The sequence below is a fragment of the Pseudoalteromonas lipolytica genome (assembly GCF_003515105.1).
GTDB lineage: Bacteria > Pseudomonadota > Gammaproteobacteria > Enterobacterales > Alteromonadaceae > Pseudoalteromonas > Pseudoalteromonas lipolytica.
Genome location: NZ_CP032090.1, coordinates 3,484,122 through 3,497,076 on the forward strand (window position 1 = coordinate 3,484,122; position 12,955 = coordinate 3,497,076).

At 43.0% G+C, this 12,955-nt stretch carries 12 protein-coding genes; 5 read left to right on the forward strand and 7 right to left on the reverse strand.

Going from position 1 to position 12,955, the window contains the following annotated elements:
• Nucleotides 1-46: 46 nt before the first annotated feature.
• Complete coding sequence (locus D0907_RS15655) at nucleotides 47-370, forward strand: hypothetical protein (protein WP_371915646.1); 324 nt, start codon at nucleotides 47-49, stop codon at nucleotides 368-370.
• Nucleotides 371-444: 74 nt separating this feature from the next.
• On the opposite strand, the gene D0907_RS15660 is transcribed toward D0907_RS15655, so the two are convergent.
• From D0907_RS15660 to fabR, 6 genes are all read right to left on the reverse strand, one after another.
• Nucleotides 445-1,038: a hypothetical protein gene (locus D0907_RS15660; RefSeq protein ID WP_036973454.1), complete on the reverse strand. Its 594-nt coding sequence runs from the start codon at nucleotides 1,036-1,038 to the stop codon at nucleotides 445-447.
• A 129-nt stretch (nucleotides 1,039-1,167) separates the two neighbouring features.
• The gene (gene leuD, locus D0907_RS15665; protein ID WP_036973455.1) at nucleotides 1,168-1,767 is read right to left on the reverse strand and encodes a 3-isopropylmalate dehydratase small subunit; all 600 of its coding nucleotides are present in this window, start codon (nucleotides 1,765-1,767) and stop codon (nucleotides 1,168-1,170) included.
• Nucleotides 1,767-3,167, reverse strand: coding sequence for a 3-isopropylmalate dehydratase large subunit (leuC, locus tag D0907_RS15670; RefSeq protein WP_036973457.1), 1,401 nt, complete (start codon nucleotides 3,165-3,167; stop codon nucleotides 1,767-1,769). The genes leuD and leuC overlap by 1 nt, the downstream gene beginning before the upstream one ends.
• Before the next feature lie 57 nt (nucleotides 3,168-3,224).
• On the reverse strand, nucleotides 3,225-4,301 hold the full coding sequence (gene leuB, locus D0907_RS15675; RefSeq protein ID WP_036973461.1) for a 3-isopropylmalate dehydrogenase: 1,077 nt from the start codon (nucleotides 4,299-4,301) through the stop codon (nucleotides 3,225-3,227).
• A complete protein-coding gene (gene leuA / locus D0907_RS15680; protein WP_118844732.1) occupies nucleotides 4,298-5,845 on the reverse strand; it encodes a 2-isopropylmalate synthase in 1,548 nt (515 codons plus the stop codon). Before leuA ends, leuB begins: the two co-directional genes overlap by 4 nt.
• 370 nt (nucleotides 5,846-6,215) lie before the next feature.
• Nucleotides 6,216-6,833 (reverse strand): HTH-type transcriptional repressor FabR, encoded by a 618-nt coding sequence (gene fabR / locus D0907_RS15685; RefSeq protein WP_036973464.1) that lies wholly within the window; start codon nucleotides 6,831-6,833, stop codon nucleotides 6,216-6,218.
• Between the two features lie 116 nt (nucleotides 6,834-6,949).
• Here fabR and D0907_RS15690 point away from each other — a divergent pair, with 116 nt between their 5' ends.
• Together D0907_RS15690 and sthA are read left to right on the forward strand one after the other, a co-directional pair.
• Nucleotides 6,950-8,083, forward strand: a complete 1,134-nt coding sequence (locus D0907_RS15690; RefSeq protein WP_065979432.1) for a fatty acid desaturase — start codon at nucleotides 6,950-6,952, stop codon at nucleotides 8,081-8,083.
• A gap of 13 nt (nucleotides 8,084-8,096) precedes the next feature.
• Nucleotides 8,097-9,527, forward strand: a complete 1,431-nt coding sequence (gene sthA, locus D0907_RS15695; protein WP_036973466.1) for a Si-specific NAD(P)(+) transhydrogenase — start codon at nucleotides 8,097-8,099, stop codon at nucleotides 9,525-9,527.
• Between the two features lie 59 nt (nucleotides 9,528-9,586).
• Here sthA and hemE read toward each other — a convergent pair whose 3' ends face one another.
• On the reverse strand, nucleotides 9,587-10,651 hold the full coding sequence (gene hemE, locus D0907_RS15700; RefSeq protein WP_036973467.1) for a uroporphyrinogen decarboxylase: 1,065 nt from the start codon (nucleotides 10,649-10,651) through the stop codon (nucleotides 9,587-9,589).
• 613 nt (nucleotides 10,652-11,264) lie between these two features.
• Between hemE and D0907_RS15705 the strand changes: the two genes are divergently transcribed.
• Nucleotides 11,265-11,735 (forward strand): Rsd/AlgQ family anti-sigma factor, encoded by a 471-nt coding sequence (locus D0907_RS15705; RefSeq protein ID WP_036973468.1) that lies wholly within the window; start codon nucleotides 11,265-11,267, stop codon nucleotides 11,733-11,735.
• Nucleotides 11,736-11,882: 147 nt separating this feature from the next.
• Nucleotides 11,883-12,935: a S66 peptidase family protein gene (locus D0907_RS15710; RefSeq protein WP_208706589.1), complete on the forward strand. Its 1,053-nt coding sequence runs from the start codon at nucleotides 11,883-11,885 to the stop codon at nucleotides 12,933-12,935.
• Nucleotides 12,936-12,955 lie beyond the last annotated feature (20 nt).

Below are 12,955 nucleotides of genomic sequence, written 5' to 3' on the forward strand. Positions count from 1 at the left end.
GTTTATGAGTGGAGTTAGAAGTACACAAGCACTACTGTTCAGCGCGATGATATTGATTGCGGGGTGCAGTGCTGCCCAGGCCGCAAAAGGCGAAACCGAGAAACTCTACGACTTTGATGAGAAAGTCCATTACTATCAAACCAAATTGGCAGATGGTCGTTATCATCTTGAAATTCAATCTGATGATTACCCACATTTCAAAAATCAAAGCGTCTTTTTACTGCGTCATGCTAGCCGGTTATGTAAGGACAAACCTTTTATGTTAAGAGTGACTGATGGCGTACAAGAGTACGAGCGCTTTCCTACGAAACCACGTGCCTACCAGCCACCTTTAACCGTAGTATTGCAATGTGAAGACGACGCTAATTAACCAAAAGGCTGGATAATAAATCGGTATCCAGCGGCTACTATTAACGCCAACTTCTTGAGTTTACTTGAAGCTAGTTAATCAGTGTAGCCCCACGGAGCGTTTGGAGGTGTAATCGGTTTTGTTAAGTCAAAGTCAACACGAAACTCACGACCCTCACGCACTAAACGGTAGGTGAATTGTTTTGGGTAAATATACATTTGCCACGTATTCCCCATCGACTGCGGAATACCTTGGCTTGCAAACAACTCTTTTGAATATTGATCTGCAGGAAATGACTGAGCATTCACAAAGCCAGCATCAACAGTATGACCGCCATACATTGTAGACGCATCATCGCTGCCATCTTTATGGCGATGGTCGTGCTTTAAACTCAAACCACTGCCTGTTTTAGTTATGATCCATGTACGCGACGCATCATCTCCAACATGAAATGGTACTTGCAACTCACGCTCGTTACAGTGGCGCACATGCATAATAAGCTTTTTACCTGCAAACGAGCTTGGCCCAGTGGCATTATCAACCGTAACTTTTCCCTCATACGCTTTGCCACAATGCGCTGCAATATTATTAAAAAAGCCATCATGGCTCGGTATTGACACTAACGGCGCTGGGCGTGCAATTGCCACTGATGATGCTGTCACTAGCATTGAAGCCACTAAATATTTCATGGTGTGTTCCTTAAATAAAAAATACGTGTTTTAGATTAGCGATTTATACATGACAAAGAAAGCAATCACGATAAGTAATAAATAAAAACGCGGCTTACGCCGCGTTTAGGTTCCACATGTAATACACGTTTATTGCCAAGGTCTCGTGGCTGCAAGTTGCTTTTCAAAAGCATCTATTTGGCCGTTAAGCGTCTCGGTTACTCCGATAAAATCTAGGCCACTTAATAAACGTTCTTTAATGTCATGACGAATATCAAAATGAATGGTCTCAAATTTATCGCTACGAAGTTGCTGATTTTCTAAATCTACCTCAATATGAATATCATCATACTGTTCACTCAGTACAAATAATTGCTCAAGTGTTTCTGCCGGTAATGCGATAGCAAGCATTTGGTTATTGCCGCAGTTATTAAAGAAAATATCTGCAAAGCTTTCCGCTAAAATGACTTCAAAACCATATTGCTTTAATGCCCATGGCGCATGCTCACGCGATGAACCACAACCAAAATTATCGCGAGTTAAAAGAATTTGCGCACCTTGGTAACAAGGGCGATTCAAAATAAACTCAGGGTTTGGCTCGCCATTATCTAAGTAACGCCAATCATAAAAAAGCGCCGCATCAAAGCCATCACGACTTGTCGAAGTTAAAAACTGCTTTGGAATAATTTGGTCAGTATCTACATTGTTTTTATCCAACGGGGCCATTAAGCCACTAAAAAATACGCTCATTAGGCTTCTCCTCTGATATCAACAAAACGACCATGAATTGCAGCTGCCGCAGCCATTGCTGGGCTAACTAAGTGAGTGCGCCCACCGCGACCTTGGCGTCCTTCAAAGTTACGATTTGAGGTCGATGCACAGCGTTTACCTGCTTCTAATCGGTCGTCATTCATGGCTAAACACATTGAACACCCCGGCTCACGCCATTCAAATCCTGCCGCCTTGAAGATATCAGCAAGTCCTTCGTCTTCTGCTTGCTTTTTAACAAGGCCAGAGCCTGGAACAATCAATGCCTCTACACCGGCTGCAACTTGCTTACCTTCAACAATCTGTGCAGCGGCACGTAAGTCTTCAATACGACTATTTGTACATGAACCAATAAATACCGTATCAACCGTTGCTGAAGACAGCTTGTCACCCGCTTTTAAACCCATGTATTTAAGCGCACTGCGAATCGCATCGGCTTTTATTAAATCAGGCTCTTGGTCTGGGTCTGGAATACACTCATCTACGCCAATAACTTGTTCAGGGCTGGTGCCCCAAGTAATTTGCGGTTGAATGTCGGCTGCTTGTAATTCAACAACATGGTCAAACTGCGCGCCTTCGTCCGTTTTTAGTGTTTGCCAATAGGCAACTGCTGCGTCAAAGTCATCGCCTTTTGGTGCAAATGGGCGACCTTTTAAGTAATCATAGGTAGTTTGATCAGGTGCAATTAAACCCGCTTTTGCGCCCATTTCAATGCTCATGTTACACAGCGTCATGCGTGCTTCCATTGACAGTGCTTCAATGCCTTCACCACAAAATTCAGCTACATACCCAGTGCCACCCGCGGTCCCTAGCTTACCAATGACCGCCATAATTAGGTCTTTCGCTGTGACTGTTGGACGTAAACGACCATTAATTTGAATTTTTAACGACTTGGCTTTTTTCTGCTGTAAGGTTTGGGTTGCTAATACGTGCTCGACCTCTGAGGTACCAATACCGTGCGCAAGTGCACCAAACGCACCATGGGTTGAAGTATGACTGTCACCACAAACAATGGTCGTACCCGGTAAGGTAATGCCCTGCTCAGGCCCCATTACATGCACAATACCTTGATTAATCGAATTTAAATCATAAAGTTGAATACCAAACTCTTTACAGTTTGCATCCAGTGCCATTAACTGGTTTTTAGACACTTCGCTTGCAGCATCTAACGAACGGCTTTTTGTTGAAACGTTATGATCCATGGTTGCAAAGGTTTTTTCTGGGCAACGCACTTTGCGGTTTTTCTCACGCAGACCAGCAAACGCTTGTGGTGATGTTACTTCGTGAACTAAATGACGGTCGATATACAGTAAATCGGTTTGATCATTAATACTGGCGACCACATGGGCTTGCCAAATTTTATCATATAAGGTTTGGGCCACTTGCTATTCCCTCGTTTTAGCTGCGCTGAATGACGAGTTCAGCGCAATCAATTTTAATTAAATACGTGCAACAATTGCTGCAGCAACATCACTGGTGGTATACCCTGCATTTGGATAGATATCAGGCGTACCCACACCGGCTTCAACCGCTTCAGCCACTGCTTTTTCGATAGTCCGTGCCGCTTCATCTTGTCCAAGCGAGTAACGCAACATAAGTGCAGCACTTAAAATTTGCGCAATCGGGTTTGCCACCCCTTTTCCTGCAATATCGGGGGCAGAGCCACCCGCAGGTTCATACAAACCAAAGCCAGACTGGTTCAAACTCGCCGATGGTAATAAGCCCATAGAGCCTGTGATCATCGCGCATTCATCCGACAAAATATCGCCAAATAGGTTATCGCAAAGTAGTACATCAAATTGGCTTGGTTGCTTCACTAATTGCATCGCCGCATTATCAACATAAATGTAATCGAGGCTTACTTCTGGGTAGTCTTTACTGACTTCGGTGACCACTTCTCGCCACAATACACTTGACGCTAACACGTTGGCTTTATCAACCGATGTAACATGGTTACTACGTAGTTTTGCCGCTTCAAACGCAAAGCGAGCAATGCGTTCAATTTCTTTACGCGAATAGGTTTGCGTGTCGAATGCGGTCTCTTGTTCGCCTTCACCGCTGCGCCCTTTTTCACCAAAATAAATACCGCCCGTTAACTCACGTACACATAAAATATCAAAGCCTTGTGCGCTAATATCTGCACGAAGTGGTGAAGCTGCACTTAAGGCTGGTAGCAACTGTGCGGGGCGTAAATTACAAAACAAACCAAAATGCTTACGCAGTGGCAACAACGAAGCACGCTCAGGTTGCTCATTCGGTGGTAAGTTCTCCCATTTTGGGCCGCCTACAGAGCCAAATAAAATAGCATCAGCATTTTCACACGCAGTAAGTGTACTTTGCGGCAATGCTTGACCAAATTCATCAATCGCAGCGCCACCTATCGCATGGTGATGACGAGTCAATGTAAAACCAAACTTTTCACTTACAGCATCCAATACGGTTTCTGCTGCAGCCATTACTTCTGGACCAATGCCATCGCCTGCTAATACGGCGATGCTGTAATTAGATTGACTCATCCTGCTTTCCTTTGTTGTTTTAAATCAGACACTTTTTGTGCACGATAAATTAAGTTATACACACGGATCATGGCACGCACTGAGGCTTCAACGACATCTGCCGCAATGCCCGCACCGTGATAAGGGCGACCATCGTATTTAGCAATAATATTTACTTGGCCTAATGAACTTGCGCCTTGCCCTGTGGCTTCAAGGTTGTATTCAATCATCTCAACCGACATACCCGTTAAACGCTCAATTGCCAAAAACGAGGCTTCTACCGGGCCATTGCCCGTTGCAGCTTCTTGCTTAGATACACCGTCAATGGTCATGCCAATCGTAGAACTGGCAACCGATTGCGAATTAGACGTTGAGTTAACAAACTCAAGTTGATACTTCTCGTCTTTATCTCTGATTTGATTGAAGTAAATCATCGCTTCTAAGTCATAGTCATACACAGTGCCTTTTTGGTCTGCTAATGCTAAAAAGCTCTCGTATAAGCTATCCATGTCGTAGTCAGACTTTTGATAACCTAACTCTTCTAAACGGTGCTCAATAACATGACGCCCTGAACGCGATGTCATGTTTAATTGATTACTGGGCACACCCACACTTTCTGGCGACATGATCTCGTAAGTATTCTGCGCTTTTAAAACGCCGTCTTGGTGAATACCCGAGCTGTGCGCAAATGCATTCTCACCAACAATGGCTTTGTTTGGCTGGACCGGCATATTACATATCTTCGCCACTTGACGAGAAGCGCGGTAAATTTCTTCACTGTGAATATCGGTATGCACTTTTAAGTGGTCTTCACGCATTTTCATGATCATCGCCACTTCTTCAAGCGAGCAGTTACCTGCACGTTCACCTATGCCGTTAATCGTACACTCAATTTGGCGAGCGCCTGCCTGCACCGCAGCAATTGAATTCGCCACTGCTAAACCTAAATCGTTATGACAATGCACACTTAAGCGCGCTTTATCGATGTTGGGCACATTATTCATTAAGTGATGGATCATCGCCGCATACTCGTCTGGCGTTACATAGCCCACGGTATCAGGTAAGTTGATGGTCGATGCACCTGCATCAATAGCCTTTTCAACGATACGGCATAAATCCCAATGTGGTGTACGGCCAGCATCTTCACACGAAAATTCCACGTCATTAGTATAGTGACGAGCAAGTTTAATCGACTTTACAGCCATAGCGGTGGCATCGTCTAAGCTCATTCGTAGTTTATGTTCAAGGTGTAATGGACTGGTTGCAATAAAGGTATGAATACGCCCTTGCTCTGCTGGGCGTAGCGCTTCACCACAGGCTTCAATGTCTTTTGCAACCGCACGCGCTAAGCCACAAATAATTGGCCCTTTTACTTCAGTCGCAATACGCTGTACTGAGCGAAAATCTGCCGGGCTTGATACCGGAAAACCCACTTCCATTACATCCACGTTTAAGCGGCTAATAGTATGCGCTAGTTGAATTTTGTCTTCCTCTGTCAAGCTTGCTTTAAGTGCCTGTTCACCATCTCGTAACGTTGTGTCAAAAATCCAAACCTTATCTTTCATAAACTGTCCTCGTTCCCAATGACCCATTAGCGAGATAAAAAAAACCCCGCGCTTGCGGGGTTTTATAATGTTTTACAAATGCAAATACACTAAGCCCCGCCTACTCGCTTAAGCAGTAAGAGGTTCAGTTTTAATGTAATTAAACGTGTCATTTGCATCTTTATTTACTAAATGTGTGTTCAGTGAGCTGTATTTTTAACATTCAACAAACAGGCTTGCAAGCATAATTTTTCTAAAAAGTAGATTAAAAAGCGACAATAATAGAAATTTAAAATCCATTAAACCGCACATTTTGAATAATCAATCCAAAACCCAAGTCGACAGCGTTTAATTTATCGTTTACAGCCGACTCCCGTGTTTAGATTAACTTTTAAGAATGATTGTTGTCTCGCACATACATTGTGGCGCCGCGAGCAATATAACGTAGTTGCCAAATTAGACGCTCTACTAACTCTTCTCGCTGCTGTCCTTCAATATCAAGTGCCTCAGCTCCGGCGTTAAATACTAAAGTCACCATGGCCTCCGCTTGAATATACGCATGGGTGGCATCGCATGGGGTTTCGCTTTCAAGGTAGTGAGCAAGTTCTAAGATAAAGTGTTTAATTTCACGCGCGACAGCAGCACGAAATGCCTTAGAGGTGCCAGAACGTTCACGCAGCAGCAACCTAAACTGGTTACTCGAGTTATCGATAAACTCCATAAAAGTCACAATAGATGTCGTAATGACACTGCCACCACTGGCTATTCGCCTACGTGCTTGACGCATTAATTGACGCAGCGTTAAACCCGCTTCATCTACCATGGTTAAGCCAAGTTCGTTCATGTCTTTAAAGTGACGGTAAAACGAGGTAGGCGCAATACCGGCCTCACGGGCAACTTCACGCAAGCTTAAATTAGAAAAACTATGATCCGCACTCAATTGATTAAATGCTGCTTCGATTAGTGCTTGTCGTGTTTTTTGTTTCTGTTGCGCTCTAACACCCGACATGGAAACTCCCAGCGTGAATTTTTAATGATTTTTCGGTTAATGAGACAGTCTAATACTTGACGCGGAGAGTTTGAAACACTATTTTAGCGTACAAGTGTACGCTCAGATTTTGAAAGATGAAAAAACCACCTATTATTTGGACCAATGTCCTATTCTTTAGCCTTACTTTTTTGGCTGCCGTTACTTTAGTGCCATGGTATGGAATTACCTATGGATTTACCAGCGCACATTGGATTGCATTCGTTGCGTGTATGTTTTATGCGGGTATGTCGATTACCGCAGGGTATCATCGCCTGTGGGCACACAAGACTTACGATACTCATCCAGTGATTGAAGCCTTTTTTGCCCTTGGTGGTGCATTTGCACTGCAAAACAGCGCACTGCATTGGAGTAGTGATCACCGTATTCACCATGGTCAAGTCGACGACCCTGTCAAAGACCCTTACGCAGCTACCAACGGCTTTTGGTATAGCCATATAGGCTGGATGCTACGTGACTATCAAGGTGATGAGTATGGCAACTACAACAACTGCCGAGATTTACAGAAAAATAAAGTGGTAATGTGGCAACACCGCCATTACATGAAGTTAGTATTAGCCACTAATATTGGTATTCCACTTGCGCTGGGTTTAATGCTGGGTGATGTGTGGGGCATGCTATTACTTGCGGGTCTGCTACGTTTGGTATTAAGCCAACACTTTACCTTTTTTATAAATTCAGTGGCGCACATTTGGGGTTCTCGTCCATACACAGAAAAAAATACTGCACGTGATAACGGTTTTTTAGCGTTATTCACTTATGGCGAAGGTTATCATAACTTCCACCATATTTTTGCCAGCGACTATCGTAACGGCATAAAATGGTATCACTATGACCCTACTAAGTGGATGATCCGCTCATTGGCCGCGATGGGTTTAGCCTCAAAGCTCAAACGTACACCTGTTGAACGTATTGAAAAAGCGAAAGCAGAAACCTTGATGAATAAAACCCAAGATAAGCTCGCAAAATTGCCTTTAGCCCAAGATAAGCTTACATTATTACAATCTGAGTACGAATTATTGCTGAAAAAGCTGCAACACTTTTGTGCCCTGCAAAAACGCGTGTTAGAAATCAAAAAAAATAAAATGATAAAACAATGCGAAAAATCAGCAGTAATGACACAATATCATGAGCTTGAAGCCGCTTGGGAAAACCAAAAGCAGGCTTGGCTTGCACTAAATGCGAGGTTATTAAAAGCCTCTTTTAGTTAACATAGGAGCGGCTGTGGCCAAACAAAACGTAAAGCAAAAAGATACGCCTTCGTATCAGTACGACGCGATTATCATAGGCACAGGTCCTGGCGGTGAAGGCACCGCTATGAACCTGTCTAAAAGTAACAAGAAAGTAGCTGTTATTGAGCGCCAAGAATCAGTAGGTGGCGGTTGCGTCCATTGGGGCACTATTCCTTCAAAAGCCTTACGCCACTCTGTTAGTCGTTACATTGAATACAAAGCGAACCCACTTTTTAATATCAGCGAGCGCCCTAACCGCCTCACTTTCCCTGATATTCTTCGCCATGCTAGTAATGTCATTTCGAAACAATCTAACCTACGCAGTAGCTTTTACGACCGTAATCGTATTCATATGTACCAAGGCGATGCTGAGTTTATTGATAAACACACAGTGAAAATTACTCACATCGACGGTTCATTTGAAACATTAACTGCACAAACCATTGTTATCGCAACGGGTTCTCGCCCTTACAGGCCACCAGGCGTTGATTTTTCGCATCCACGAATTTACGACAGCGATACCATTTTAGGCCTTGAACACGACCCTCATCGCGTGCTTATTTATGGTGCAGGTGTGATTGGCTGTGAGTACGCCTCTATTTTTAAAGGCTTAGGCGCGAAAGTTGACTTAGTTAACACCCGTGATCGCTTACTAGCCTTTATGGATGCTGAAATTTCAGATGCACTGAGTTACCACTTTTGGAATAGCGGCATTGTTATTCGCCATAACGAAGAGTTTGATCGCATCGAAACCCGTGATGACTGTGTCGTGATGCATTTGAAGTCGGGCAAACGTGTCAAAGCAGACTGTATTTTGTTTGCTAACGGACGTACGGGTAATACCGACACTCTAAACCTCGATGCTGTGGGTTTAAAAGCCGATAGCCGTGGCCAGCTTAAAGTAAATGAAACATACCAAACAGAGGTTGATAACATTTATGCTGTAGGTGATGTTATTGGTTACCCAAGCCTTGCGAGTGCTGCCTTTGACCAAGGGCGTATTGCTGCGGATGCCATTGCATGTGGTAACTGCGAAGAAAAACTAATTATTGATATTCCTGCCGGTATTTATACGATTCCTGAAATGAGCTCAGTAGGTAAAACCGAACAAGAGCTTACCGCAGCTAAAATTCCATATGAAGTTGGCCGTGCACAGTTTAAGCATTTGGCACGCGCACAAATTGCCGGGACTGAGGTAGGTAGCTTAAAGATTTTATTCCATGTTGATACTAAAGAAGTGCTTGGTGTGCATTGCTTTGGTGAACGTGCGTCTGAAATTGTCCATATCGGGCAAGCAATTATGGAACAAAAGAACGGTGGTAACACCATTGATTACTTCGTAAATACAACCTTTAACTACCCAACCATGGCTGAGGCCTACCGAGTTGCTGCGTTAAATGGTTTAAATCGCTTATTTAAATAAGCGATTGAACGTATATAAAAAAGCCCGCATATTGCGGGCTTTTTTATAACTAGAGCGACTTACTTGTGATATTTAGCGCTTAACTCATGCACTGAGTTAATAAATATACCGGCATGTTCAGGGTCAACATCTGGGGTAATACCATGCCCTAAATTAAATACATGACCAGAACCTGTACCAAAGTCTTCTAAAATTGTGGCCACTTCTTGACGAATACGCTCTGGCGTACCGTGCAGCATTGATGGGTCCATATTACCTTGTAGTGCCACTTTATCACCAACACGACGCTTTGCATCACCAATATTGATTGTCCAATCAAGGCCTACTGCATCACAGCCTGTTGCTGCAATTGCTTCAATCCACTGACCACCATTTTTTGTAAATAGTGTTACCGGCACTTTACGACCGTCGTACTCGCGAATTAAGCCATCAACGATTTTATGCATATACTGTAGTGAGAATTCATTGTAATCACGCGGGCTTAACACTCCCCCCCATGAATCAAAAACCATCAATGATTGCGCACCTGCTTTCACTTGTGCGTTGAGGTAATCAATCACTGAATCAGCTAATTTATCGAGTAATAGGTGTAGTGTTTGCGGTTCTGCAAACGCCATTTTTTTGATTTTCCCGAATGTTTTGCTGCTTCCACCTTCAACCATGTATGTGGCAAGTGTCCAAGGTGAACCTGAGAAGCCAATCAGTGGCACTTCACCTTTGAGTTCACGACGAATGGTGCTTACCGCATTCATCACATAGCCTAATTCATCAGTTGGATCGATATTAGGAATCTTTTTAACATCCGCTAATGATGAAATTGGGCGCTCGAACTTAGGACCTTCGCCGGTTTCGAAATAAAGGCCTAATCCCATCGCATCTGGGATAGTTAAAATATCGCTGAATAGAATCGCAGCATCAAGCGGGTAACGACGTAATGGCTGTAAAGTCACTTCACAAGCAAGTTCGGCGTTTTTACATAAGCTCATAAAGTCGCCTGCTTGAGCACGTGTAGCACGGTATTCAGGTAAATAACGGCCTGCTTGGCGCATCATCCATACCGGTGTAACATCGACAGGTTGCTTTTGTAGTGCACGTAAATAACGGTCGTTTTTTAATTCGCTCATGCGTTTTAGATCCTAGAACTGAATGAAATTGCGCTGATTGTATCACCATATTGCGCCGCTCACTATGGATAGATAACCGACCCTAGACATAGATCATAGTTTTTAGCTACGCCACATAAAACCGCACAATTATTGAACGAAATTAAAATAATTTTAAAACTTTTTATTAATAAATTTGCAACATCGAAAAAAGCTTGGTATAACTTATCCCGCGTTAACAAAAACAATAATAAAAATTGTATAACAATAAGAATAAAAATCTTCCCATAACTATAAGAAAGCTTGTTTTAACAAGTCCGGAAAAAGAATTAAACCACCAATTTTGGTGGTTTTTTCTTTTCTTAATCAACAAGATACCTCCTCTACCTCATTAGATTGATAATCCAAAATAAACACTAGTAGTTTTTAATTATTTCCCATACACTGCTGTTAGAGCATAAAAGTCCAGCCTTAGACAACAGCGTGAAGAAGCAGAAAAACGCTGCTTAAATATGCGCCTCTAAGTTGGCTTTTAACAATCTGTTGCAATTAGACACTAAGAATTTAGTTGATCTTTGTGTCATATTTCCTTCTTATATAGGGAAGGAAAACCAACTCAGCGAGGAGATGAAATATGCTGACGCGTTTGGAAAAAGCTCAACAAAAGTGGGGAGGTAGCCATTCTGTCATCGATAAATGGCTTACAGAACGTCAAGAGCTACTTGTGTTGTTTTGCCGTATTGCGGGATTTTCACCGTATGAAAAGAAAGATCACGCCCTACCTGATCAACTGCAAATCCAAAACTTTTGTCAAATACTGATGGATTACCTGTCAGCGGGACATTTCGAAGTGTATGACGACATTGCCAAGGCCTGTGAAGAAAAAGGCCCAGAAAGCCAAAAGCTAGCCAATGCGCTCTACCCACGAATTTCTGAAACTACCGATGTTGCATTAGACTTTAACGACAAATACGCTGAAGTTGACTCAGATGACTTGCTCGACGAATTTGATAAAGATTTATCAGTGCTAGGTGAAGCACTTGAGCTGCGCTTTGAATTAGAAGATGAACTAATCGATAATCTCTATTCAAACCACACCAGCTAACACAGTAAGACGGCAGCAGAGAACACTTTCTCTGCTGGAAAGTCTTGTTATCTGCCTACCTTAATAGAATGTTATATTCCATTTCATAACAAAAATTTGAAATAATTATTTTAATGCGTTACTCATAGTAAAAAAATGAGGCGCACGATGAACAAACGTACTTTCTTAAAATCTCTTTCTGTTCTTGCAGCAGGTGCAAGTTTAGCAACCAGCCAACCACTGATTGGCGCATCACACACTGCAACTCCCACTTTAGTAAAACCAAAGCCATTAAAAAAAGGGGGAACCATTGGTCTGTGCAGCCCATCAGCGGCAACCGCTGAGCACGCTGACATCATACTCGCAAAAGGTGTAATAGAAGCACTCGGCTATAAAGCAAAGCTTGCCCCTAATATTTTAGCCCGACGCGGTCATTTAGCTGGCACAGATGCACAAAGAGCGAGTGACTTAAACAGCTTATTTGCCGACCCACATGTCGATGCGATTGTGTGCTTACGGGGTGGGTCGGGTGCGGCTCGTATCCTGCCACTTTTAGACTATGCAACAATTCGCAATAATCCGAAACCTCTTATGGGCTATTCTGATATCACGGCATTACATAATGCATTACTCGCTAAAGCCGGGCTTATTAGTTTTCATGGCCCTAATGCCACCAGCGATTGGAATCCATTTCATGTTGCGCAATTTAAAAACATGTTTGAACAACGTCAGTTAATGCGCTACCAAAATTTACCCAAAGCAGACGATGAACTAGTCAACAGCCAATACTTAACCCAAACCATCAATGCGGGTCAGGTCAGTGGCCATTTAATCGGGGGGAATCTCACTGTACTCACAGCACTCGCAGGCTCTGACTACTTACCTGACTTTAATGGGGCTATTTTATTTTTAGAAGATATTGATGAAGCCCCTTATCGTATTGACCGTATGATGAGCACCCTTAAACTTATGGGCGCACTAGATAAAATAGCGGGGTTTGTATTTGGTGATTGTAATGACTGTAAGCCTGGTCGAGGCTATGGCTCATTAACCTTGGATGATATCTTTGCTGATTATATTAAGCCATTAGGCATTCCGGCTTATCGCGGTGCAATGATTGGTCATATTAAACGCCAGTTTATTTTACCGGTCGGTTCGATGGTGGCACTTGATGCCGATAAAGGCACGCTGCAAATGAAAGAAACAGCATTTAGCAGCTAAAAAAAGGGCCTACTTTAGGC